This is a genomic window from Micromonospora parastrephiae, from assembly GCF_016802865.1.
Lineage (GTDB): Bacteria > Actinomycetota > Actinomycetes > Mycobacteriales > Micromonosporaceae > Micromonospora > Micromonospora parastrephiae.
In genome coordinates this window covers 15,074-36,392 of record NZ_JAEVHM010000041.1, presented here as the reverse complement: position 1 = coordinate 36,392, position 21,319 = coordinate 15,074, and the positions used below count along the sequence as shown (strand labels likewise).

General features: G+C 68.0%; 34 protein-coding genes. All 34 read left to right on the top strand.

Translation table 11 applies throughout. The features are described from left to right. Positions 1-267 precede the first annotated feature (267 nt). Entirely contained in the window at positions 268-648 is a 381-nt protein-coding gene (locus tag JNW91_RS11730; protein ID WP_203174883.1) for a hypothetical protein, read from the top strand. A gap of 524 nt (positions 649-1,172) precedes the next feature. Next, the gene (gene rpsL, locus JNW91_RS11725; RefSeq protein ID WP_014440718.1) at positions 1,173-1,547 is read left to right on the top strand and encodes a 30S ribosomal protein S12; all 375 of its coding nucleotides are present in this window, start codon (positions 1,173-1,175) and stop codon (positions 1,545-1,547) included. A gap of 1 nt (position 1,548) precedes the next feature. After that, positions 1,549-2,019: a 30S ribosomal protein S7 gene (rpsG, locus tag JNW91_RS11720; protein WP_203174880.1), complete on the top strand. Its 471-nt coding sequence runs from the start codon at positions 1,549-1,551 to the stop codon at positions 2,017-2,019. A 75-nt stretch (positions 2,020-2,094) separates the two neighbouring features. Continuing rightward, positions 2,095-4,191, top strand: a complete 2,097-nt coding sequence (gene fusA / locus JNW91_RS11715) for an elongation factor G (RefSeq protein ID WP_203174879.1) — start codon at positions 2,095-2,097, stop codon at positions 4,189-4,191. Positions 4,192-4,405: 214 nt separating this feature from the next. Next, positions 4,406-5,599, top strand: coding sequence for an elongation factor Tu (tuf, locus tag JNW91_RS11710; RefSeq protein WP_203174878.1), 1,194 nt, complete (start codon positions 4,406-4,408; stop codon positions 5,597-5,599). A 350-nt stretch (positions 5,600-5,949) separates the two neighbouring features. After that, entirely contained in the window at positions 5,950-6,258 is a 309-nt protein-coding gene (gene rpsJ, locus JNW91_RS11705; protein ID WP_007073037.1) for a 30S ribosomal protein S10, read from the top strand. Positions 6,259-6,269: 11 nt separating this feature from the next. Beyond that, entirely contained in the window at positions 6,270-6,935 is a 666-nt protein-coding gene (gene rplC, locus JNW91_RS11700) for a 50S ribosomal protein L3 (RefSeq protein WP_203174877.1), read from the top strand. Further along, on the top strand, positions 6,932-7,582 hold the full coding sequence (gene rplD, locus JNW91_RS11695) for a 50S ribosomal protein L4 (RefSeq protein ID WP_151488130.1): 651 nt from the start codon (positions 6,932-6,934) through the stop codon (positions 7,580-7,582). Before rplC ends, rplD begins: the two co-directional genes overlap by 4 nt. Beyond that, a complete protein-coding gene (gene rplW, locus JNW91_RS11690) occupies positions 7,579-7,881 on the top strand; it encodes a 50S ribosomal protein L23 (protein ID WP_007465304.1) in 303 nt (100 codons plus the stop codon). The genes rplD and rplW overlap by 4 nt, the downstream gene beginning before the upstream one ends. Before the next feature lie 12 nt (positions 7,882-7,893). Then, a complete protein-coding gene (gene rplB, locus JNW91_RS11685; protein WP_154941820.1) occupies positions 7,894-8,733 on the top strand; it encodes a 50S ribosomal protein L2 in 840 nt (279 codons plus the stop codon). 12 nt (positions 8,734-8,745) lie between these two features. Then, a complete protein-coding gene (rpsS, locus tag JNW91_RS11680) occupies positions 8,746-9,027 on the top strand; it encodes a 30S ribosomal protein S19 (RefSeq protein WP_007465299.1) in 282 nt (93 codons plus the stop codon). Positions 9,028-9,068: 41 nt separating this feature from the next. Continuing rightward, positions 9,069-9,527 carry a 50S ribosomal protein L22 gene (rplV, locus tag JNW91_RS11675; protein ID WP_139585967.1) on the top strand — a complete coding sequence of 153 codons (459 nt, stop codon included), beginning with the start codon at positions 9,069-9,071 and terminating at the stop codon, positions 9,525-9,527. Beyond that, entirely contained in the window at positions 9,527-10,396 is an 870-nt protein-coding gene (gene rpsC / locus JNW91_RS11670; RefSeq protein ID WP_007465294.1) for a 30S ribosomal protein S3, read from the top strand. The genes rplV and rpsC overlap by 1 nt, the downstream gene beginning before the upstream one ends. A gap of 3 nt (positions 10,397-10,399) precedes the next feature. Further along, entirely contained in the window at positions 10,400-10,825 is a 426-nt protein-coding gene (gene rplP / locus JNW91_RS11665) for a 50S ribosomal protein L16 (RefSeq protein WP_121653126.1), read from the top strand. Next, positions 10,825-11,061, top strand: coding sequence for a 50S ribosomal protein L29 (gene rpmC / locus JNW91_RS11660; protein WP_007465283.1), 237 nt, complete (start codon positions 10,825-10,827; stop codon positions 11,059-11,061). The genes rplP and rpmC overlap by 1 nt, the downstream gene beginning before the upstream one ends. Then, the gene (gene rpsQ, locus JNW91_RS11655) at positions 11,058-11,336 is read left to right on the top strand and encodes a 30S ribosomal protein S17 (protein WP_109817183.1); all 279 of its coding nucleotides are present in this window, start codon (positions 11,058-11,060) and stop codon (positions 11,334-11,336) included. Before rpmC ends, rpsQ begins: the two co-directional genes overlap by 4 nt. 97 nt (positions 11,337-11,433) lie before the next feature. Further along, positions 11,434-11,802: a 50S ribosomal protein L14 gene (rplN, locus tag JNW91_RS11650; RefSeq protein WP_007073026.1), complete on the top strand. Its 369-nt coding sequence runs from the start codon at positions 11,434-11,436 to the stop codon at positions 11,800-11,802. Continuing rightward, positions 11,799-12,119, top strand: a complete 321-nt coding sequence (gene rplX, locus JNW91_RS11645; RefSeq protein WP_007465276.1) for a 50S ribosomal protein L24 — start codon at positions 11,799-11,801, stop codon at positions 12,117-12,119. Before rplN ends, rplX begins: the two co-directional genes overlap by 4 nt. Next, on the top strand, positions 12,119-12,685 hold the full coding sequence (rplE, locus tag JNW91_RS11640) for a 50S ribosomal protein L5 (protein WP_124776994.1): 567 nt from the start codon (positions 12,119-12,121) through the stop codon (positions 12,683-12,685). Before rplX ends, rplE begins: the two co-directional genes overlap by 1 nt. A gap of 1 nt (position 12,686) precedes the next feature. Next, positions 12,687-12,872: a type Z 30S ribosomal protein S14 gene (locus JNW91_RS11635; protein WP_007073023.1), complete on the top strand. Its 186-nt coding sequence runs from the start codon at positions 12,687-12,689 to the stop codon at positions 12,870-12,872. A 116-nt stretch (positions 12,873-12,988) separates the two neighbouring features. Next, entirely contained in the window at positions 12,989-13,396 is a 408-nt protein-coding gene (gene rpsH / locus JNW91_RS11630; protein ID WP_007465270.1) for a 30S ribosomal protein S8, read from the top strand. Positions 13,397-13,412: 16 nt separating this feature from the next. Continuing rightward, positions 13,413-13,955, top strand: coding sequence for a 50S ribosomal protein L6 (gene rplF / locus JNW91_RS11625; RefSeq protein WP_203174876.1), 543 nt, complete (start codon positions 13,413-13,415; stop codon positions 13,953-13,955). After that, positions 13,952-14,341, top strand: a complete 390-nt coding sequence (gene rplR, locus JNW91_RS11620; protein WP_030329901.1) for a 50S ribosomal protein L18 — start codon at positions 13,952-13,954, stop codon at positions 14,339-14,341. The genes rplF and rplR overlap by 4 nt, the downstream gene beginning before the upstream one ends. Before the next feature lie 34 nt (positions 14,342-14,375). Beyond that, entirely contained in the window at positions 14,376-14,990 is a 615-nt protein-coding gene (gene rpsE / locus JNW91_RS11615; RefSeq protein WP_074314587.1) for a 30S ribosomal protein S5, read from the top strand. Beyond that, positions 14,990-15,172 (top strand): 50S ribosomal protein L30, encoded by a 183-nt coding sequence (gene rpmD / locus JNW91_RS11610; protein ID WP_074314584.1) that lies wholly within the window; start codon positions 14,990-14,992, stop codon positions 15,170-15,172. The genes rpsE and rpmD overlap by 1 nt, the downstream gene beginning before the upstream one ends. After that, positions 15,172-15,615, top strand: coding sequence for a 50S ribosomal protein L15 (gene rplO / locus JNW91_RS11605; RefSeq protein ID WP_203174875.1), 444 nt, complete (start codon positions 15,172-15,174; stop codon positions 15,613-15,615). The genes rpmD and rplO overlap by 1 nt, the downstream gene beginning before the upstream one ends. A gap of 232 nt (positions 15,616-15,847) precedes the next feature. Next, a complete protein-coding gene (secY, locus tag JNW91_RS11600) occupies positions 15,848-17,176 on the top strand; it encodes a preprotein translocase subunit SecY (RefSeq protein WP_203174874.1) in 1,329 nt (442 codons plus the stop codon). Continuing rightward, a complete protein-coding gene (locus tag JNW91_RS11595; RefSeq protein ID WP_007465256.1) occupies positions 17,177-17,830 on the top strand; it encodes an adenylate kinase in 654 nt (217 codons plus the stop codon). 87 nt (positions 17,831-17,917) lie between these two features. Continuing rightward, entirely contained in the window at positions 17,918-18,769 is an 852-nt protein-coding gene (map, locus tag JNW91_RS11590) for a type I methionyl aminopeptidase (protein WP_203174873.1), read from the top strand. 126 nt (positions 18,770-18,895) lie between these two features. Next, positions 18,896-19,480, top strand: a complete 585-nt coding sequence (locus JNW91_RS11585) for a DUF1707 SHOCT-like domain-containing protein (RefSeq protein ID WP_238424797.1) — start codon at positions 18,896-18,898, stop codon at positions 19,478-19,480. Between the two features lie 267 nt (positions 19,481-19,747). Next, positions 19,748-19,969: a translation initiation factor IF-1 gene (gene infA / locus JNW91_RS11580; RefSeq protein ID WP_007073013.1), complete on the top strand. Its 222-nt coding sequence runs from the start codon at positions 19,748-19,750 to the stop codon at positions 19,967-19,969. Positions 19,970-20,060: 91 nt separating this feature from the next. Next, positions 20,061-20,174, top strand: coding sequence for a 50S ribosomal protein L36 (gene rpmJ / locus JNW91_RS11575; protein ID WP_012184307.1), 114 nt, complete (start codon positions 20,061-20,063; stop codon positions 20,172-20,174). 268 nt (positions 20,175-20,442) lie between these two features. Beyond that, positions 20,443-20,823 (top strand): 30S ribosomal protein S13, encoded by a 381-nt coding sequence (gene rpsM / locus JNW91_RS11570; protein WP_007465236.1) that lies wholly within the window; start codon positions 20,443-20,445, stop codon positions 20,821-20,823. Positions 20,824-20,910: 87 nt separating this feature from the next. Next, a complete protein-coding gene (gene rpsK, locus JNW91_RS11565) occupies positions 20,911-21,318 on the top strand; it encodes a 30S ribosomal protein S11 (RefSeq protein ID WP_030329919.1) in 408 nt (135 codons plus the stop codon). Position 21,319 lies beyond the last annotated feature (1 nt).

Genomic DNA, 21,319 nt, shown 5'->3' with positions numbered 1-21,319 from the left:
CTCCGCGCCGCCGCCCTCCGCGCCGGCACCTGGTTGGGGTACGCCGGCGCCCGGCTGGGGCGCGACGCCGACCGGCTGGGGCGCGGCTGCCGCGCCAGGCTCCGCTCAGCCGTACGCGGTGTCCGGTGCGCCGACCCCGCCGCCCGGCTGGGGGCAGCCGCCGTCCGGGTACGGGCCCCCGCCGGGGTGGGGGCAGCCGGGGCACGCCCCCGGTTGGGCACCCGGGTGCCGCCGCCGACCGACGAGCAGCGTCGCCCACCGAAGCGGGTGGAGGCGGTGCCCGGCACGCCGTACGGCGTCGTGTACCTGGACGTGGCTCCGGTCACCTCGGGCCTGGCCGTCGGGGCGTTGGTGGCCGGCATCGCGTCGATCCTGGTGTCGTTGCTGGTGATCTGCTTCGGGGTGGCCTTCGCGAACGAGGGTGGGGTCTGGGCTTCCGGGGCTTTCGCGGTGCTGGGCGTGCTGGCCGGGGTGGCCGCGGTCGTGGCCGGCCTGCTCGGCCAGCGGCAGATCCGCCGGCCGGCGGGGCCGCCCGCGGTCCGGTTCACGGGTCGGGGGTTGGCGGTGGCGGGTCTCAGCTGTGGAGCGGCGGGAGCCGGGCTCAGCCTGTTGGCCCTGGGCCTGTCCCTGGCGATCTCCCTGACGTGAGGCTGGTCACCCGTCGGATCGCCGTCCGGCCCGGTTGTCGCAGGTCCCCGATCGGGTCGGCGGTGCCCGCTGTGGGGGCGACGGGTGGCTCGGTGGGGAAGCCGGTACACTTGTATCCGTAGGTGCCCATCGCGGGCGACGGGGCAGGGCGGGATCTGACTGGCGGTTGTGAGACGGCCGCCGGGCCAATCCGTTTTGACCTGGGCGGCTGTGGTAGGTACTCTTTCCCCTTGTGCCCGGGCGTGCCCGGGCAACTCGTGCGTGCGCTGGTTCCGGTGACCGGAACGGCGGGCACGACAAGCCAAAGACCCGGCGCGGGGCGACCCGCGTGCCGGTGACAGAACCCCGGTAGGTCCGCGAAAGCGTCCGCACCGGGACCGTGAGTTGGGCGACACGCCCGACCGCGGGTGCCGGGACCTCCGCAAGGCGGCCCTGGTCGGAATGTAGGAGAGCCGGTCATCAGGCCGGCTAACGAGCAGACGGCGCGGCCGCGACAACGCGGCCGAAGGGAGCGGAGAAACCCGGTGCCCACGATCCAGCAGCTGGTCCGAAAGGGCCGCCAGGCTAAGACGAGCAAGACCAAGACCCCGGCGTTGAAGGGTTCCCCTCAGCGGCGCGGCGTGTGCACCCGCGTGTACACCACCACCCCGAAGAAGCCGAACTCGGCGCTGCGCAAGGTCGCTCGTGTGAAGCTCAGCAGCCAGATCGAGGTGACCGCCTACATCCCCGGTGTCGGTCACAACCTCCAGGAGCACTCGATCGTGCTCGTGCGCGGCGGCCGGGTGAAGGACCTCCCCGGCGTGCGTTACAAGATCGTCCGCGGCTCGCTGGACACCCAGGGTGTCCGTAACCGCAAGCAGGCGCGCAGCCGTTACGGCGCGAAGAAGGAGAAGAGCTGACATGCCGCGTAAGGGACCCGCTCCGCGGCGGCCGCTGGTCGCTGACCCGGTGTACAACTCGCCGCTGGTCACCCAGCTGGTGAACAAGATCCTGCTCCGCGGCAAGCGTCAGCTCGCCGAAACTATCGTGTACGCGGCCCTCGAGGGCTGCCGCGAGAAGTCGGGCACCGACCCGGTCGTCACCCTCAAGCGGGCGATGGACAACGTCAAGCCGACCCTCGAGGTGCGCAGCCGTCGTGTCGGTGGCGCCACCTACCAGGTTCCGGTCGAGGTCCGCCCCGCCCGGGCGACCACGCTGGGCCTGCGCTGGCTGGTCACCTACTCCCGCGCCCGCCGCGAGAAGACCATGGTCGAGCGGCTCATGAACGAGCTGCTGGACGCGAGCAACGGCCTCGGTGCCGCCGTCAAGCGGCGCGAGGACACGCACAAGATGGCCGAGTCCAACAAGGCCTTCGCGCACTACCGCTGGTAACACCCTGGTTCCGGCGCCCCTCGGGCGCCGGAACCGCCACCAGTTGAGTCGAGACGACGATAAGTAGGGATTGAAGTGGCCGCCGCAGACGCGCTCGCCAACGTACGCAACATCGGCATCATGGCGCACATCGATGCCGGTAAGACCACGACCACCGAGCGGATCCTGTTCTACACCGGCATCACGTACAAGATCGGTGAGGTCCACGAGGGCGCTGCCGTCATGGACTGGATGGAGCAGGAGCAGGAGCGTGGTATCACCATCACCTCCGCTGCTACCAAGTGTGAGTGGAAGGGCCACACGATCCAGATCATCGACACGCCTGGCCACGTCGACTTCACGGTCGAGGTCGAGCGGTCGCTGCGGGTGCTGGATGGTGCGGTCGCGGTCTACGACGGTGTCGCCGGCGTGGAGCCGCAGACGGAGAACGTCTGGCGGCAGGCCGACAAGTACAACGTCCCGCGTATGTGCTTCGTCAACAAGCTCGACCGGACCGGTGCCGACTTCTTCCGCTGCGTGCAGATGATGATCGACCGGCTGAACGCCACCCCGCTGGTGCTCCAGATCCCGATCGGGCTCGAGGGCGACCACATCGGCGTCGTGGACCTGATCGGCATGCGCGCCCTCACCTGGCGCGGGGAGACCCAGAAGGGTGAGGACTACGCGATCGAGGAGATCCCGGCCGAGCTGGCCGACTCCGCGGCCGAGTGGCGCGAGAAGCTGATGGAGACCCTGGCCGACGTCGACGACTCGGTGATGGAGAAGTACCTGGAAGGCGAAGAGGTCTCCGTCGAGGAGATCAAGGCCGCCATCCGGCGTGCCACCATCGCCGGCAAGGCCAACCCGGTGCTGTGCGGCTCGGCGTTCAAGAACAAGGGCGTCCAGCCCATGCTCGACGCCGTGGTCGACTTCCTGCCGTCGCCGCTGGACGTTCCGGCGATCGAGGGCACGGCCACCGACGGCGAGACCCCGCTGCTGCGGAAGCCGTCCAAGGCTGAGCCCTTCTCCGGCCTGGCGTTCAAGATCCAGACCGATAAGCACCTTGGCAAGCTGACCTACGTCCGGGTCTACTCCGGCGTGGTCGAGACCGGCACCCAGGTGGTCAACTCCACCAAGGACCGCAAGGAGCGGATCGGCAAGATCTACCAGATGCACGCCAACAAGCGGGAAGAGCGCAGCTCGGCCCAGGCTGGCGACATCATCGCGGTGCAGGGCCTCAAGCAGACCACCACCGGTGACACGCTGTGCGACCCGGCGAACCCGGTCATCCTGGAGTCGATGACCTTCCCGGAGCCGGTCATCGAGGTCGCCATCGAGCCGAAGACCAAGGCCGACCAGGAGAAGCTCAGCACCGCCATCCAGCGGCTGGCCGAGGAGGACCCGACCTTCCGCGTCAAGCTGGACGAGGAGACCGGTCAGACGGTCATCGCCGGCATGGGCGAGCTGCACCTGGACATCCTGGTCGACCGGATGCGCCGCGAGTTCAACGTCGAGGCGAACATCGGTAAGCCGCAGGTGGCGTACCGCGAGACGATCCGCCGCAAGGTGGACAAGATCGAGTACACCCACAAGAAGCAAACCGGTGGTTCGGGTCAGTACGCCCGCGTCATCGTGAGCGTCGAGCCGCTTCCGCTGGACAACGACTCGCCGACCTACGAGTTCGCCAACGCCGTCACCGGTGGCCGCATCCCGCGGGAGTTCATCCCGTCGGTGGACGCCGGTGCCCAGGACGCCATGCAGTACGGCATCCTGGCGGGCTTCCCGCTCGTCGGTGTGAAGCTGACGCTGCTGGACGGCCAGTACCACGAGGTTGACTCCTCGGAAATGGCATTCAAGATCGCCGGTTCGATGGTGATGAAGGAGGCGGCCCGCAAGGCCGACCCCGCACTGCTCGAGCCGATGATGGCCGTTGAAGTCACCACTCCTGAGGAGAACATGGGTGACGTCATCGGCGACCTCAACTCCCGCCGCGGCATCATCCAGGCGATGGAGGAGCGCAGCGGCGCCCGCATCGTCCGGGCTCTGGTGCCGTTGTCGGAGATGTTCGGCTACGTCGGCGACCTGCGGTCGAAGACCCAGGGCCGGGCTAGCTACAGCATGCAGTTCGACTCCTACGCCGAGGTTCCGCAGAGCGTGGCGAAGGAGATCATCGCTAAGGCAACGGGCGAGTAACGTCGCTGAGCAGGTGATTCGTGGTTGGTCGCGGGAGGGTTCTCCCGCCCGCGGCCACCACGATCGGGTTGTGTGAGACCGGGCCTGTAGGCTTCATCGCCGCAGAACCCACAAAAGCTCTCCGGCCGTTCAGGCCGGAAAGGCTGTCGACAGAGTCCTAAGCGCCGACCGGCGCGCCGGGCGTACGAACCAAGAAGTCCACAGGAGGACACCAGTGGCGAAGGCTAAGTTCGAGCGGACTAAGCCGCACGTCAACATCGGCACCATTGGTCACATCGACCACGGTAAGACGACGCTGACGGCGGCCATCACCAAGGTCCTGCACGACCAGTACCCGGACCTGAACCCGTACACGCCGTTCGACGAGATCGACAAGGCGCCGGAGGAGAAGGCCCGCGGCATCACGATCTCGATCGCGCACGTCGAGTACCAGACCGAGGCGCGGCACTACGCGCACGTCGACTGCCCCGGCCACGCGGACTACATCAAGAACATGATCACCGGTGCCGCGCAGATGGACGGCGCGATCCTGGTGGTCGCGGCGACCGACGGCCCGATGCCGCAGACCCGCGAGCACGTGCTGCTGGCCCGCCAGGTTGGCGTGCCGTACATCGTCGTGGCGCTCAACAAGAGCGACATGGTCGACGACGAGGAGCTCCTGGAGCTCGTCGAGCTCGAGGTGCGCGAGCTGCTCTCCTCGCAGGAGTACCCGGGTGACGACCTGCCGGTCGTTCGGGTTTCGGCGCTGAAGGCCCTCGAGGGTGACCCCGAGTGGACCGGCAAGCTGCTGGACCTGATGACCGCGGTCGACACCGCGATCCCGCAGCCGGAGCGCGAGACCGAGAAGCCGTTCCTCATGCCGATCGAGGACGTCTTCACGATCACCGGTCGTGGCACCGTCGTCACCGGTCGCGCCGAGCGCGGCATCCTCAAGCCGAACGAGGAGGTGGAGATCGTCGGTATCCGCGAGAAGTCGCAGAAGACGGTCTGCACCGGTATCGAGATGTTCCGCAAGCTGCTCGACGAGGCCCGCGCGGGTGAGAACGTCGGTCTGCTGCTGCGTGGCATCAAGCGCGAGGACGTCGAGCGCGGCATGGTGGTCGTCAAGCCGGGCACCACGACCCCGCACACGGAGTTCGAGGCGACGGTCTACATCCTCTCCAAGGAGGAGGGCGGCCGGCACACCCCGTTCTTCCAGAACTACCGTCCACAGTTCTACTTCCGGACCACGGACGTCACCGGTGTCGTCACCCTCCCCGAGGGCACCGAGATGGTCATGCCGGGTGACAACACCACCATGTCGGTGAAGCTGATCCAGCCCATCGCCATGGAGGAGAACCTCAAGTTCGCGATCCGCGAGGGTGGCCGCACCGTCGGCGCCGGGTTCGTCACCAAGATCATGAAGTGAGCTAGGTAACCCCGATTAGACCCGCCGCCGGTCGTGCGGCATACTAGTCAGGTTGCGTAACGACAGTTCGTCGCCTGTGTTCGGCTTTCGCTGAACCTCCGGGTGGCGGCACAGTCGAGCGTGGGGTGGTTGGCGGCCCAGTCGCCAACCACCCTCGCACGGCGTTCAGGTCGCGGTAATGCGATCGGCGCCTTGACCCACCGCGCGGTCAGGACCGCTCCGGAGTCCCGGGGCGGAGCCCGGCCCGAGGGCGCGACACGCCCGACCGCGGGGGTCGGCGAAGTGGGCCTGTGCCAGCCGGTACAGGCGCCCGCAACACAGCGGCATCGAGAGAAGGAACAGAAGCCACCATGGCGGGACAGAAGATCCGCATCCGGCTCAAGGCCTATGACCACGAGGTCGTCGACTCCTCGGCTCGGAAGATCGTCGAGACGGTGACGCGTACCGGGGCGCAGGTCGCGGGCCCGGTGCCGCTGCCCACGGAGATCAACCGTTTCTGCGTTATCCGCTCGCCGCACAAGTACAAGGACTCGCGCGAGCACTTCGAGATGCGCACGCACAAGCGGCTGATCGACATCATCGACCCGACCCCGAAGACGGTCGACTCGCTCATGCGCCTCGACCTGCCGGCTGGCGTCGACATCGAGATCAAGCTGTAGGGACCGGACAAATGGACAGGCAAGTCAAGGGGATCCTGGGCGCCAAGCTCGGCATGACCCAGGTCTGGGACAACAACCGCGTTGTTCCCGTGACCGTGGTCGAGGCCGGCCCGTGCGTCATCAGCCAGGTTCGTAGCGCCGAGAAGGACGGTTACTCCGCGGTCCAGCTGGCCTACGGCATCATCGACCCGCGCAAGGTCAAGAAGCCGATCAGCGGGCACTACGCGAAGGCGGACGTGGCGCCGCGCCGGCACATCGTCGAGCTGCGCACCACGGACGCTGGGGAATACTCGCTCGGCCAGGAGGTCACGGTCGAGGAGTTCCCGGCCGGCGTCACGATCGACGTCACCGGCAAGACCAAGGGCAAGGGCTACGCCGGCCCGATGAAGCGGCACGGCTTCCACGGTCTGCGCGCCAGCCACGGTGTCGAGCGCAAGCACCGCTCGCCCGGCTCCATCGGCGCCTGCGCCACTCCGGGTCGTGTCTTCAAGGGCACCCGGATGGCCGGCCGGATGGGTGGCGTGCGGTACACCGTGCAGAACCTCACCGTCCAGGCGGTCGACACCGAGAACAACCTGCTGCTCGTCCGGGGTGCCATTCCTGGTCCCAAGGGCGCGCTCGTTCTGGTCCGTACCGCGGCCAAGAGCAAGGTGAAGAAGGGCGGTGCGGCCAAGTGACCACCGTTGACGTGCGCACCGTCGAAGGCACCACCAGCGGCTCCGTCGAGCTGCCGGCGGACATCTTCGACGTGCAGGCCAACGTCGCGCTGATGCACCAGGTCGTGGTGGCCCAGCTCGCGGCGGCCCGACAGGGCACGCACAAGACCAAGACCCGCGGCGAGGTCGCCGGCGGCGGCAAGAAGCCGTACAAGCAGAAGGGCACCGGTCGCGCCCGGCAGGGCTCGATCCGCGCGCCGCAGTTCGCCGGCGGTGGCGTGGTGCACGGTCCCGTGCCGCGCGACTACAGCCAGCGGACCCCGAAGAAGATGAAGGCCGCCGCGCTGCGGGGTGCCCTCTCGGACCGGGCCCGCGCCGGGCAGGTGCACGTCGTCGAGGCGTTCGTCTCGGGCGAGAAGCCGTCGACCAAGGCCGCTCTGGCCACGCTGACCAAGCTCACCGAGGCCCGTCGGGTCCTGGTCGTGCTGAGCAGCACCGACGAGCTGAACTGGGTGTCGCTGCGCAACGAGCCGCGGGTGCACCTGATCGAGTCCGGCCAGCTGAACACGTACGACGTGCTCGTGGCCGACGACGTGGTCTTCACCAAGGACGCCCTGGACGAGTTCCTGGGCGTGCCCGCCGAGACCACCGAGGAGGGTGGCAAGTGAGCACGATCGCCGACCCGCGCGACATCATCGTGGCGCCGGTCGTCTCGGAGAAGAGCTACAGCGAGCTGAACCGGAACTGGTACACCTTCCTGGTGCACCCGGACGCGAACAAGACCGAGATCAAGATCGCTATCCAGCAGATCTTCAACGTCCGCGTCCTGACGGTCAACACGCTCAACCGCCAGGGTAAGCGCAAGCGCACCAAGACCGGCTTCGGTCAGCGCAAGGCGACCAAGCGGGCGATCGTGAAGCTGGCTGACGGTGACCGCATCGAGGCCTTCGGCGGCCCGGTCAGCTGAGGGGTGTAGACAATGGCTATCCGTAAGTACAAGCCGACGACGCCGGGCCGACGTGGCTCCAGTGTCGCCGACTTCGCCGAGATCACCCGGTCCACGCCGGAGAAGTCGCTGCTGGCTCCGCTGCCGAAGAAGGGCGGGCGTAACGCCCACGGCCGGATCACCACGCGGCACCACGGTGGAGGTCACAAGCGCCAGTACCGTCTGATCGACTTCAAGCGGGTCGACAAGGACGGCGTGCCGGCGAAGGTCGCTCACATCGAGTACGACCCGAACCGCACGGCGCGCATCGCGCTGCTGCACTACGCCGACGGCGAGAAGCGGTACATCATCGCGCCGAAGGACATGAAGCAGGGCGACCGCGTCGAGTCCGGTCCGGGCGCCGACATCAAGCCCGGCAACAACCTGCCGCTGCGCAACATCCCGGTCGGTACCACGATTCACAACGTGGAGCTGCGTCCGGGTGGCGGGGCCAAGCTGGCCCGTTCCGCCGGCGTCGGCATCCAGTTGCTCGGCCGCGAGGGCGTGTACGCGACCCTGCGTATGCCGTCCGGTGAGATCCGGCGTGTGGATGTGCGCTGCCGCGCCAGCATCGGCGAGATCGGCAACGCCGACCAGTCGAACATCAACTGGGGTAAGGCCGGCCGTATGCGGTGGAAGGGCAAGCGCCCGACCGTCCGTGGTGTCGCCATGAACCCGGTCGACCACCCGCACGGTGGTGGTGAGGGTAAGACCTCCGGTGGTCGCCACCCGGTCAACCCGCAGGGTAAGCCCGAGGGCCGCACCCGCCGTAAGGGCCAGCCGAGTGACCGGCTGATCGTCCGCCGTCGCTACGCCACGCGTAAGCGCGGCTGAGGGAGATAAGACATGCCTCGCAGCCTGAAGAAGGGCCCGTTCGTAGACGACCACCTGCTCAAGAAGGTGGAAGTGCAGAACGACAAGGGCTCGAAGAACGTGATCAAGACCTGGTCGCGGCGCTCGACGATCATCCCGGAGATGCTCGGGCACACGATCGCGGTGCACGACGGACGCAAGCACGTCCCGGTGTTCGTGACCGAGGCGATGGTCGGGCACAAGCTCGGCGAGTTCGCGCTGACCCGCACGTTCAAGGGTCACGAGAAGGACGACCGGAAGAGCCGTCGGCGCTGACGCCGCGGGCATACGGATAGAGGGAACAAGGGGTTACAGCGATGCCAGGAAAGGGCGACGCTCCGGTGCTTCCGGGCGCGCGGGCGGTTGCGCGGCACGTGCGCATCTCGCCGATGAAGGCGCGCCGGGTGGTCAACCTCGTCCGCGGCCTGCCCGCGAAGGAGGCGCTCACGGTGCTGCAGTTCGCGCCGCAGGCTGCGAGCGAGCAGGTGTACAAGGTGCTCGCTAGCGCGATCGCCAACGCGGAGAACAACGAGCGGCTGGACCCCGACGCGCTGCTCGTCAGCGAGGCGTTCGTGGACGAGGGCCCGACGATGAAGCGGTTCCAGCCTCGGGCGCAGGGTCGGGCGTACCGGATCCGCAAGCGGACCTGTCACATCACCGTGGCGGTCGAGGCGGTCGCGCCGGCAGCGCCGAGGAAGGCCGCGGCCAAGAAGGCCGCCCCGGCCACGGAGGCCGCACCGGCCGAAGCGCAGAGCAAGACGGAGGGCGCCGAGTAATGGGTCAGAAGGTTCACCCCACTGGGTTCCGGCTCGGCATCTCGACCGACTGGAAGTCCCGCTGGTTCGCGGACAAGCTCTACAAGGACTACATCGGCGAGGATGTCAAGATCCGCCGGATGATGTCCAAGGGCCTCGAGCGTGCCGGCATCTCCAAGGTCGACATCGAGCGCACCCGCGACCGGGTCCGGGTCGACATCCACACCGCCCGGCCGGGCATCGTCATCGGCCGTAAGGGTGCGGAGGCCGACCGGATCCGCGGCGAGCTTGAGAAGCTCACCGGCAAGCAGGTCCAGCTGAACATCATCGAGGTGAAGAACCCCGAGTCGGACGCTCAGCTCGTCGCGCAGGGCGTGGCCGAGCAGCTGTCCAGCCGGGTCAGCTTCCGTCGGGCGATGCGCAAGGCCATGCAGTCGGCGATGAAGAACCCGGTCTGCAAGGGCATCCGGGTTCAGGTCTCGGGTCGCCTCGGCGGCGCCGAGATGAGCCGGACCGAGTTCTACCGCGAGGGCCGGGTTCCGCTGCACACGCTGCGGGCCAACATCGAGTACGGCTTCTTCGAGGCCCGTACCACGTTCGGCCGGATCGGTGTGAAGGTCTGGATCTACAAGGGCGACGCCGTCCCGGGCCGGGAGGCTCCGGCCGAGGCCGGTCCGTCCCGCCCGCGTCGTGGTGAGCGTGGCGACCGTCCCGAGCGTCCGCGCCGTGGCCGGTCGGGTTCGTCCGGCACGACGGCCGGTGGTACCGAGGCCGGTCGGGCTGCTGCGACCACCATCGCGCAGCAGGCCGAGACGCCGAGCGGCGAGCCGGTCGACAGCGCAGCTGTCGCCGCCGCGGCTGCTCCGGCAGAAACGCAGCAGGAGGGCTGACAGATGCTGATGCCGCGCAAGCCCCCGAAGGGCTTCCGCAAGCCGCACCACCCGGACCGCAGTGGCGCGTCCAAGGGTGGTAACCGGGTGGTGTTCGGCGAGTTCGGGATCCAGGCTCTCGAGCCGGCGTACGTGACCAACCGCCAGATCGAGTCGGCGCGTATCGCGATGACCCGTCACATCAAGCGTGGCGGCAAGGTCTGGATCACGATCTTCCCGGACCAGGCCCTCACCAAGAAGCCTGCCGAGACCCGGATGGGTTCCGGTAAGGGTTCGCCCGAGTGGTGGGTCTCCAACGTCAAGCCGGGTCGGATTCTCTTCGAGATGTCCTTCCCCAACGAGCAGATCGCGCGAGAGGCCATGCGTCGCGCGATCCACAAGCTCCCGATGAAGTGCCGCATTGTTACGCGCGAAGTGGGTGAATCCTGATGGCAGCGGGCGTTAAGGCGACCGAGCTGCGTGAGCTCTCCGAGGAGGAGCTGGTCACGAAGCTGCGGGAGGCCAAGGCGGAGCTGTTCAACCTCCGCGTGCAGGCCGCAACCGGGCAGCTGGACAACAACCGGCGGTTGCAGGTCATCCGTCGGGAGATCGCCCGGATCTACACGATCATGCGCGAGCGCGAGCTGGGGCTCTCGGCCGCGCCGACTGAGGTGACTGCATCATGACCGAAGACACCGCCACCGCCGCCGCGCGGTCCCGCCGCAAGGTCCGTGAGGGCCTGGTGGTCAGCGACAAGATGGACAAGACCGTCGTGGTCGAGGTCGAGGACCGGGTTCGGCACGCTCTGTACGGCAAGATCATGCGTCGTACGAGCAAGCTGAAGGTGCACGACGAGCAGAACGCTGCCGGCACCGGCGACCGGGTCCTGATCATGGAGACCCGGCCGCTGAGCGCCACCAAGCGTTGGCGGATCGTGGAGATCCTGGAAAAGGCCAAGTAGCGAAGGCTCGAGCTCGCCCGGCGTTGCGTCGGGCGTAGGTTCCGCCAGGCTCCGGCCGCCATGGCGGCCGGAGAACCGGCAGACATAGGAGATAGACGTGATTCAGCAGGAGTCGCGACTGCGCGTCGCCGACAACACGGGTGCTCGGGAGATCCTGTGCATCCGGGTTCTCGGTGGCTCCGGTCGGCGCTACGCGAGCATCGGCGACGTCATCGTGGCCACCGTCAAGGACGCGATCCCGGGTGCCGGTGTCAAGAAGGGCGACGTCGTCAAGGCCGTCGTCGTTCGCACCGCCAAGGAGAAGCGGCGGCCGGACGGCTCGTACATCCGCTTCGACGAGAACGCCGCCGTCATCATCAAGGACGGCGGGGACCCGCGCGGTACCCGTATCTTCGGCCCGGTGGGCCGGGAGCTGCGGGACAAGCGGTTCATGAAGATTATTTCCCTCGCGCCGGAGGTGTTGTGACCGTGAAGGTCAAGAAGGGCGACACGGTCGTCGTCATCGCCGGCAAGGACAAGGGTGCCAAGGGCAAGGTCATCGCGGCCTACCCGCGGCAGGACAAGGTCCTGGTCGAGGGCGTGAACCGGGTCAAGAAGCACACCCGAATCAGCACCACCCAGCGTGGCGCCAAGACCGGCGGCATCGTCACCCAGGAGGCCCCGATCCACGTCTCGAACGTGCAGGTCCTGGACTCCGACGGCAAGCCGACCCGCGTCGGTTACCGGATCGACGACAACGGCCAGAAGGTCCGCATCGCGCGTAGCACCGGTAAGGACCTGTGATGACCACGGCTACCGAAAAGACCCTGCCGCGCCTCAAGGAGCGGTACCGCAACGAGATCGTGGCCCAGCTGCGCGAGCAGAACAGCTACGGCAACCCCATGCAGGTGCCGCGGCTGGTCAAGATCGTCGTCAACATGGGTGTCGGCGAGGCTGCTCGCGACGCCAAGCTGATCGACGGCGCGGTCCGCGACCTCGCCACGATCACCGGCCAGAAGCCGCAGGTGCGGCGGGCGACCAAGTCCATCGCGCAGTTCAAGCTCCGCGAGGGCATGCCGATCGGCGCGAAGGTGACCCTTCGCGGCGACCGGATGTGGGAGTTCCTGGACCGGCTGCTGTCCATCGCGCTGCCGCGTATCCGCGACTTCCGCGGTCTCGACGGGCGCAAGCTCGACGGGCACGGCAACTACACGTTCGGTCTGACCGAGCAGTCGGTGTTCCACGAGATCGACCAGGACCGGATCGATCGCCAGCGGGGCATGGACATCACGGTGGTCACGACCGCCACGACTGACGACGAGGGTCGGGCGCTGCTCAAGCTCCTGGGCTTCCCGTTCAAGGAGAACTGAGATGGCCAAGAAGGCGCTGATCCTCAAGGCGGCCGCGAAGCCGAAGTTCTCGGTTCGCGCGTACACCCGCTGCCAGCGGTGCGGGCGTCCGAAGGCGGTCTACCGCAAGTTCGGGCTCTGCCGGGTCTGCATCCGGGAGATGGCCCACCGCGGTGAGCTGCCGGGTGTGTCCAAGGCTTCCTGGTAAGGGCGACCGCGTCCCGGCTGTCAGCCGGGAACTCCTGCACCGATTAGGTATTGCTCTTCGCCGTAGGCCCGGGGCTGATGCCCCGGGAACCCCGGCGAGAAAGGCTGACGAAATCCATGACGATGACCGACCCGATCGCAGACATGCTCACGCGTCTGCGTAACGCCAACCAGGCGTACCACGATCAGGTGAAGATGCCCTACTCCAAGATCAAGGCGAACATCGCCGAGGTCCTGAAGGCCGAGGGTTACATCGCCACCTGGTCGGTCGAGGAGCCCGAGGAGGGTGCCGTCGGCAAGCGACTGGTCGTCGAGCTGAAGTACGGCCAGAACCGGGAGCGGAGCCTGGCCGGCATCAAGCGCGTGTCCAAGCCCGGTCTCCGGGTGTACGCCAAGTCGGACGGGCTCCCGCGGGTGCTCGGTGGGCTGGGCGTGGCGATCATTTCGACGTCCCAGGGGCTGCTGACCGACCGGCAGGCCCGCAAGCGGAGTGTTGGCGGGGAAGTCCTCGCCTTCGTCTGGTAACGGGAGACAGGTAGAAATGTCGCGAATTGGACGTAAGTCGATCCCGGTACCAGCCGGCGTCGACATCACGATCGACGGGCAGACCGTCAAGGTCAAGGGCCCCAAGGGCCAGCTCCAGCACACCCTCGCCGAGCCGATCACGATCGAGCGGGCCGAGGATGGGCAGCTGAGCGTCAACCGGCCGAACGACGAGCGCAAGGCCAAGGAGCTCCACGGCCTGAGCCGTACGCTGGTTGCCAACATGATCGTCGGGGTCACCGAGGGCTACCGCAAGAGCCTGGAGATCGCCGGCACCGGTTACCGGGTCACCGCCAAGGGTTCGGACCTCGAGTTCGCGCTCGGGTTCTCGCACCCGGTGGTCGTCGCCGCCCCGGCGGGCATCACCTTCACGGTGGAGCGGCCGACCCTGTTCCACGTGGCCGGCATCGACAAGCAGCAGGTCGGTGAGGTCGCCGCCAACATCCGGAAGATCCGTCCGCCGGAGCCCTACAAGGGCAAGGGCGTGAAGTACCAGGGCGAGGTCATCCGCCGCAAGGCCGGAAAGGCAGGTAAGAAGTGAGCGCCACGCTGCTCAAGCGCCGCCGCGGCGTCGCCGCCAAGCGCGCCGTTGGGCGTGCGCGTCGGCACTTCCGCGTCCGCAAGAACGTCAGCGGTACGGCCGAGCGTCCGCGCCTGGTCGTCACCCGTTCGCTGCGGCACATGGTCGCCCAGATCGTCGACGACACCAAGGGTCACACCCTGGCGTCGGCGTCGACCCTGGACGCCTCGCTGCGCGGTGCGGAGGGCGACAAGAGCGCCCTCGCCGGCAAGGTGGGCGCCCTGCTCGCCGAGCGGGCCAAGGCCGCCGGCGTTTCCAAGGTCGTCTTCGACCGCGGTGGCAACCGGTACGCGGGGCGAGTCGCCGCGCTTGCCGACGCCGCCCGCGAAGCCGGGCTCGAGTTCTAAACAACCCCGTCACGAGAGATAAGGAAGGCTGCTGATGCCAGGTCAACAGCGCCGTGGCGGCGGGTCCGGTGGCAACGAGGGTGGTCGCCGCGACAACCGCCGTGAGGGCGGCCGCGGAAACGCGCCCGTCGAGAAGACCCCGCACCTTGAGCGGGTCGTCGCGATCAACCGCGTCGCCAAGGTCGTGAAGGGTGGTCGTCGCTTCAGCTTCACCGCCCTGGTGATCGTGGGCGACGGCGACGGCACGGTCGGCGTGGGCTACGGAAAGGCCAAGGAGGTGCCCGCGGCCATCGCCAAGGGTGTCGAGGAGGCCAAGAAGCACTTCTTCAAGGTTCCGCGTATCGGCCAGTCGATCCCGCACCCGGTGACGGGTGAGGACGCCGCTGGCGTGGTGCTGCTCAAGCCGGCCTCGGCCGGTACGGGTGTCATCGCCGGTGGTCCGGTGCGTGCCGTGCTGGAGTGCGCCGGGATCCACGACGTGCTCTCCAAGAGCCTCGGCTCGTCGAACCCGATCAACATCGTGCACGCCACCGTGGCGGCCCTGAAGGGGCTTGAGTCCCCCGAGCAGGTCGCGGCGCGTCGTGGCCTGCCGGTGGAGGACGTCGCGCCGGCCGCCATGCTGGCGTCGCGTGCGGGGGTGGCGCACTGATGGCACGTCTGAAGGTCACCCAGGTCCGGTCCGGTATCGGGACCAAGCAGAACCAGCGTGACTCGCTGCGTTCGCTCGGTCTCAAGCGGATCAACGACGTGGTGGTCAAGGAGGACCGGCCCGAGATCCGCGGCATGATCTTCACTGTGAACCACCTCGTGAAGGTCGAGGAGGTCGAGTAATGACGATCAAGGTGCATCACCTGCGCCCGGCGCCCGGTTCCAAGACCGCGAAGACCCGTGTGGGTCGCGGTGAGGGTTCCAAGGGCAAGACCGCTGGTCGCGGTACCAAGGGCTCCAAGGCCCGCAAGAACATCTCGGCGGCGTTCGAGGGTGGGCAGATGCCCATCCACATGCGCCTGCCGAAGATGAAGGGCTTCAAGAACAAGTTCAAGGTGGTCTTCCAGGTGGTCAACCTGGACCGGCTCGCCGAGCTGTTCCCGAACGGCGGCCAGGTTGGTCCGCTGGAGCTGGTCGAGTCCGGTGCGGTCCGTAAGGGCCAGCCGGTCAAGATCCTCGGCACCGGGGACCTTGGCGGGGTGGCGCTCCAGGTGTCGGCGCACGCGTTCAGCGCGTCGGCCAAGGAGAAGATCGCTGCCGCCGGTGGCTCTGTCACCGAGCTGTAAGGCGTACGACCATGGCGCCCGTCCAGTTGTGAGCAACTGGCGGGCGCCATGGTCTGCCTGGGGCGTGTGCGCCCGGTAATATCGGAATCGGTTTATGTAGCCGGGCACACCTGCCCGGAGCGGGACAGGGCTGTTAGAGTCCCATCCCAGCCATGGATTCCGGGCACTCGCCCGGGATCCACCCCGACCCGCCAGGGATCACCGGCGGCCCGCCTCGCGCAGGAGGAAGAAGTTGCTGTCCGCCTTTCTCAGTGCGTTCCGTACGCCTGACCTGCGCAAGAAGCTGCTGTTCACAGTAGGCATCATCGCGGTCTACCGGCTGGGTGCCACGCTCCCCAGCCCGGGCGTCTCGTACGGCAACGTGCAGAAGTGCCTCGACACCATCCAGGGTGACACCACCGGGGTGGTGAACCTGCTCAACCTCTTCTCCGGCGGAGCGCTGCTACAGCTCTCGGTCTTCGCGCTGGGCATCATGCCCTACATCACCGCGTCGATCATCCTGCAGCTGCTGACGGTCGTGATCCCGCGCCTGGAGCAGCTCCGCAAGGAGGGCCAGGCCGGCCAGGCGAAGATCACCCAGTACACGCGGTACCTGACCCTCGGTCTCGGTGTGCTGCAGGCCTCGGCGTTCGTCGCCCTGGCCCGCTCGGGGCAGCTCTTCCAGAACCGCTGTGACCAGTTCCCGATCATCCCGAAGGGCACCGGCATCCCGGACTGGCTGACCCTGGCCATCCTGGTGATGACGATGACCGCCGGCACCGGCATGGTCATGTGGCTCGGTGAGCTGATCACCGACCGGGGCGTCGGCAACGGCATGTCCGTCCTGATCTTCACCTCGATCGCGGCCCGGCTGCCCAGCGAGGGTTGGCAGATCAAGACCAGCAAGGGCTGGGACATGTTCGCCCTGGTCATCGTGCTGGTCCTGGTGGTCATCACCGCGGTCACCTTCATCGAGCAGGCGCAGCGCCGGATTCCGGTGCAGTACGCCAAGCGGATGATCGGCCGGCGGATGTACGGCGGCACGTCGACCTACATCCCGCTCAAGGTCAACCAGGCTGGTGTGATCCCGGTCATCTTCGGCTCGTCGCTGCTCTACCTGCCGCAGCTGGCCCTGCAGTTCTTCGACCAGAACGACCCGGGCAAGACCCAGGCGTGGATCCAGAACAACCTGGTCAACCCGAGTAGCCCGATCTACATCACGGTCTACTTCCTGATGATCATCTTCTTCACGTACTTCTACGTCTCGATCACGTTCAACCCGACCGAGGTCGCGGACAACATGAAGAAGTACGGCGGGTTCGTGCCGGGTATCCGCCCGGGCAAGCCGACCGCCGACTACCTGGACTTCATCCTCAGCCGGATCACCCTGCCGGGCGCGCTCTACCTCGGTGTCATCTCGATCCTGCCGAACTTCTTCTTCATCTGGCTGGACAACCAGCAGTACCAGAACTTCCCGTTCGGCGGCACCGCTGTGCTCATCATGGTCGGCGTCGGTCTGGAGACCGTGAAGCAGATCGAGAGCCAACTCATGCAGCGGAACTACGAAGGGTTCCTGCGGTAGATGAGACTCGTTCTGGTTGGCCCGCCGGGCGCGGGCAAGGGCACTCAGGCCGAGTTCGTCGCCGCGCACCTCTCGGTGCCGAAGATCTCGACCGGGGACATCTTCCGGTCGAACGTCACCCAGGGCACCCCGCTCGGTGTCGAGGCGAAGCGGTACATGGACGCGGGCGAGCTGGTTCCGGACGAGGTCACCATCAACATGGTCCGGGACCGGCTGGCCGAGCCCGACGCCAGCGAGGGTTTCCTGCTCGACGGTTTTCCGCGGACCACTCCGCAGGCCGCCGCTCTGGACAAGCTCCTCGCTGACCTGGGCACGGCGCTCGATCTGGTCCTGGAGCTGGTGGTCGACGACGACGAGGTGATCCGGCGGCTCTCCGGTCGGCGTACCTGCCGGGGTTGCGGCAAGATCTGGCACGTCGAGTTCGACGCGACCACCCGTCCGGGCATCTGTGACCGGTGTGGCGCCGAGCTGTTCCAGCGCGACGACGACAAGCCGGAGACGATCGCCACCCGGCTCCGTGAGTACAGCGAGAAGACCGCGCCCCTGGTCGACTACTACGGCGCCCAGGGCAAGCTGGTCGGGATCGACGCCACCGGCCCGGTGGAGGACGTCACCACCCGGGCCATCGACGCGCTGCGGTCGTACGGCGGCTGAGGTCCGGCCGGGCCACGGCGGATAGAGTGCGAACAGCGGGGTACGCGAGACGTGCCCCGCTGTTCGGCAACGAAAGGTAATCGCTCCATGCGTCGTCCCCAGCTGGACATCCAGCTGAAGACCCCTGACCAGATCGAGAAGATGCGGGCCGCCGGGCTGGTGGTGGCGGAGGCGCTGCGCCGGATGCGTGAGGCCGTGGCCCCCGGTGTGAGCACCGCCGATCTGGACGCCATCGCCGAGTCGACCATCCGCGAGGCGGGCGCCGTTCCGTCGTTCAAGGGCTACCACGGCTTTCCGGCGTCGATCTGCTCCTCGGTCAACGAGCAGATCGTGCACGCCATCCCCTCGCCGGGGCAGGTCCTCGCCGAGGGCGATCTCATCTCGATCGACTGCGGTGCGGTGCTGGACGGGTGGCACGGCGACTCGGCGATCACCGTCGGGGTCGGCGAGGTCGACCCGGCGCTGCTCAGGATGGCCGAGGTTGCCGAGGACGCGATGTGGGCCGGCATCGCGGCAGCCGCGCGGGGCGCGGCCAGCGGCAAGGGGCGGCTCACCGACATCTCCCACGCGGTGGAGACCGCCGTTCGTAAGGGCGGCCGGTACGGCATCGTCGACGGCTACGGCGGGCACGGCATCGGCACCGAGATGCACCAGGACCCGCACGTGCTCAACCACGGCCGTCCGGGCAAGGGCCCACGGTTGGTGCCCGGCATGGCACTCGCCATCGAACCGATGATCACCATGGCGTCTCCGCGGACGGTCGAGCTGGCCGACGGCTGGACGGTCGTCACCCGGGACGGTTCGGTGGCGGCGCACGTCGAGCACTCGATGGCCCTGCTGCCCGATGGCGTCTGGGTGCTCACCGCCTTCGACGGGGGTCGGGCCCGGCTCGGCGACCTCGTGACCGCCCGCCAGCCCGCCGTCTCCACCACCCCCTGACCCCGGGCACGTCGGTTGATCATGAAGTTGTTGCCATGACACGCCGCTGCCCATGGCAATAACTTCATGATCGACGGGACGTTGGGGGTGGGGCGCGGCTGGCGTGTCGGTGGCATGCTTGCCGACATGGACGGGCGCGACGGAATGCGAGCCGCGGACGCGGACCGGGAAGCCGTGGCCGATCGGTTGCGGGCGGCCCTCGGCGAGGGACGACTGGACCTGCACGAGTACGACGAGCGCCTACAGCGGGCGTACGCCGCGCGTACCTACGCCGAGTTGGACACCCTGTTGGCCGACCTGCCGCCGGTGACGCCCGTCGAGCGCTCGACGCTGGCGCCGGTCACCCCGGCCGGCCCGCCGAGCGCCGGGGCGGGCGACCCGCCGGCGCCGGTGCGGGGCGGCGTCACGGCCCGGTGGTTGGCCGAGGTGTGGCTGCCATACGTGCAGGTGATCGCCATCGTGGTGACCATCTGGGCGGTGACCTCGCTGCTCAGTCGGGAGCCGCTCTACTTCTGGCCGGTCTGGTTGGCCGGGCCGTGGGGTGCGGTGCTGGTGGTCCGGACGGTGACCGGACTGACCGGGGGAGAGCCTCGGCGCCGAGCCGTCGAGCGGGAACGCCGACGGCAACGCAAGGGGGCGAAGCGGGAGCGCCGGCGTGAGCTGCGTACCGCTGAACCGGACCAACGGGACGACCCGCGACCGGCTGACTGATGGCCGTCGGGCTGCCTGGGAAGATCATCGGGCACCCGGACGGGGGATCGGCGGCCGCCACGGCGGCACGGTGGGTGGCCGGTTTGGCGACCGCCCGCAGGCGGGCGTACACTTTCTGATCGGCGCACAGCGTCCACTCCAGCATGCCCGCCCTGCGCTTCGGTGGGTCCTGGAGCCGCGGCTGGCGCGGGCTTCTGATCAAGGTCAGTTTCCCGTGTAAGACGTTGTGGGCCGCCCGGAGCAATCGACGTCAGGACAGCGGAGGACATGCCGAAAAAAGACGGAGCCATTGAGATCGAGGGTCGGGTCATCGAGCCCCTGCCGAACGCTATGTTCCGGGTGGAGCTCGCGAACGGCCACAAGGTGCTGGCTCACATCAGTGGGAAGATGCGGCAGCACTACATCCGCATCCTTCCGGAGGACCGGGTCGTCGTCGAACTCTCGCCGTACGACCTGACCCGCGGGCGCATCGTCTACCGCTACAAGTAGTCCTGACGACGGCCGGGAAGTCCCGTGTCCGTGTTCGACGTCCGGTCTCGCGTACCCCGCGTCGCCGGGCCAGATGGGAAGTAAGGCAACCGTGAAGGTCAAGCCGAGCGTCAAGAGGATCTGCAACAAGTGCCGGGTTATCCGCCGGCACGGCCGGGTCATGGTCATCTGCACCGACCCGCGCCACAAGCAGCGCCAGGGCTGACTCCACCCGTCCGGCCGTAACACCGGCCGGGTGGCGTTGGTCCGGGCAGATCCCCAGCGACACACACATCACACATGCTCGTCCCAGCCACGAGCGGTACGCGAGACGTACTCCTTTCGTGGCTGACCCCCGGTCGGAGGCCGGGGCCCGCTCGGGCAGCGACCGATCCCGGTCGCCGGCGCTGACAGCGTCGGAAAGACGGGACGGCCGGTAGCGGGGTGGGACGGGTCCACACCTCCGCCACACATCACGAGGAGTACGCCCGCACATGGCACGTCTAGTCGGCGTGGATCTCCCCCGCGAGAAGCGGATGGAGATCGCGCTCACCTACATCTTCGGGGTCGGTCGCACCCGCGCCCTGGAGACACTCGCCGCCACCGGCATCTCGCCGGACAAGCGCGCTCGGGACCTCACGGACGAGGAGCTCGTGCAGCTCCGCGACCACATCGAGGGCAACTACAAGGTTGAAGGCGACCTGCGCCGCGAGGTCGCCGCTGACATCCGCCGCAAGGTTGAGATCGGCTGCTACGCCGGCATCCGGCACCGCCGGGGCCTGCCCGTGCGTGGCCAGCGGACCAAGACCAACGCACGGACCCGCAAGGGCCCGAAGCGGACCGTCGCCGGCAAGAAGAAGCCCGGCAAGAAGTAGTTCTTAACCGGATGACGGGGTCGGTCGCCGCCGAGGCGGGCCAGGCCGCAACCCAGTCCGGAAAGTCAACTAGGAGCGCACAGACTTATGCCACCGAAGGCTCGTGCCGGAGCCGCCGTCAAGAAGGTCCGGCGCAAGGAACGCAAGAACGTCGCCCACGGGCAGGCGCACATCAAGAGCACGTTCAACAACACCATCGTGTCCATCACGGACCCGACCGGTGCGGTCATCTCCTGGGCCTCCGCTGGCCAGGTGGGCTTCAAGGGCTCCCGCAAGTCGACTCCGTTCGCCGCTCAGCTGGCCGCCGAGGCCGCCGCGCGTCGGGCCATGGAGCACGGCATGCGCAAGGTCGACGTGTTCGTCAAGGGCCCCGGCTCCGGCCGGGAGACCGCCATCCGTTCGCTGCAGGCCGTGGGCCTCGAGGTCGGGCAGATCGCCGACGTCACCCCGCAGCCGCACAACGGGTGCCGTCCGCCGAAGCGTCGCCGGGTCTGAG

Excerpts from the sequence above, each read along its gene's own strand:
- rpsE (WP_074314587.1), top strand. The coding sequence starts at position 14,376 with ATGCCAGGTCAACAGCGCCGTGGCGGCGGGTCCGGTGGCAACGAGGGT.
- rpsK (WP_030329919.1), top strand. The coding sequence starts at position 20,911 with ATGCCACCGAAGGCTCGTGCCGGAGCCGCCGTCAAGAAGGTCCGGCGC.
- map (WP_203174873.1), top strand. The coding sequence starts at position 17,918 with ATGCGTCGTCCCCAGCTGGACATCCAGCTGAAGACCCCTGACCAGATC.
- rpmD (WP_074314584.1), top strand. The coding sequence starts at position 14,990 with ATGGCACGTCTGAAGGTCACCCAGGTCCGGTCCGGTATCGGGACCAAG.
- rpsM (WP_007465236.1), top strand. The coding sequence starts at position 20,443 with ATGGCACGTCTAGTCGGCGTGGATCTCCCCCGCGAGAAGCGGATGGAG.
- rpsS (WP_007465299.1), top strand. The coding sequence starts at position 8,746 with ATGCCTCGCAGCCTGAAGAAGGGCCCGTTCGTAGACGACCACCTGCTC.
- rplC (WP_203174877.1), top strand. The coding sequence starts at position 6,270 with ATGGACAGGCAAGTCAAGGGGATCCTGGGCGCCAAGCTCGGCATGACC.
- rpsC (WP_007465294.1), top strand. The coding sequence starts at position 9,527 with ATGGGTCAGAAGGTTCACCCCACTGGGTTCCGGCTCGGCATCTCGACC.
- JNW91_RS11585 (WP_238424797.1), top strand. The coding sequence starts at position 18,896 with ATGGACGGGCGCGACGGAATGCGAGCCGCGGACGCGGACCGGGAAGCC.
- rplP (WP_121653126.1), top strand. The coding sequence starts at position 10,400 with ATGCTGATGCCGCGCAAGCCCCCGAAGGGCTTCCGCAAGCCGCACCAC.
- rpmC (WP_007465283.1), top strand. The coding sequence starts at position 10,825 with ATGGCAGCGGGCGTTAAGGCGACCGAGCTGCGTGAGCTCTCCGAGGAG.
- rpsQ (WP_109817183.1), top strand. The coding sequence starts at position 11,058 with ATGACCGAAGACACCGCCACCGCCGCCGCGCGGTCCCGCCGCAAGGTC.
- rpsJ (WP_007073037.1), top strand. The coding sequence starts at position 5,950 with ATGGCGGGACAGAAGATCCGCATCCGGCTCAAGGCCTATGACCACGAG.
- rplO (WP_203174875.1), top strand. The coding sequence starts at position 15,172 with ATGACGATCAAGGTGCATCACCTGCGCCCGGCGCCCGGTTCCAAGACC.
- rpsH (WP_007465270.1), top strand. The coding sequence starts at position 12,989 with ATGACGATGACCGACCCGATCGCAGACATGCTCACGCGTCTGCGTAAC.
- rplE (WP_124776994.1), top strand. The coding sequence starts at position 12,119 with ATGACCACGGCTACCGAAAAGACCCTGCCGCGCCTCAAGGAGCGGTAC.
- JNW91_RS11595 (WP_007465256.1), top strand. The coding sequence starts at position 17,177 with ATGAGACTCGTTCTGGTTGGCCCGCCGGGCGCGGGCAAGGGCACTCAG.
- rplV (WP_139585967.1), top strand. The coding sequence starts at position 9,069 with ATGCCAGGAAAGGGCGACGCTCCGGTGCTTCCGGGCGCGCGGGCGGTT.
- rplF (WP_203174876.1), top strand. The coding sequence starts at position 13,413 with ATGTCGCGAATTGGACGTAAGTCGATCCCGGTACCAGCCGGCGTCGAC.
- infA (WP_007073013.1), top strand. The coding sequence starts at position 19,748 with ATGCCGAAAAAAGACGGAGCCATTGAGATCGAGGGTCGGGTCATCGAG.
- rpsG (WP_203174880.1), top strand. The coding sequence starts at position 1,549 with ATGCCGCGTAAGGGACCCGCTCCGCGGCGGCCGCTGGTCGCTGACCCG.
- JNW91_RS11635 (WP_007073023.1), top strand. The coding sequence starts at position 12,687 with ATGGCCAAGAAGGCGCTGATCCTCAAGGCGGCCGCGAAGCCGAAGTTC.
- rplB (WP_154941820.1), top strand. The coding sequence starts at position 7,894 with ATGGCTATCCGTAAGTACAAGCCGACGACGCCGGGCCGACGTGGCTCC.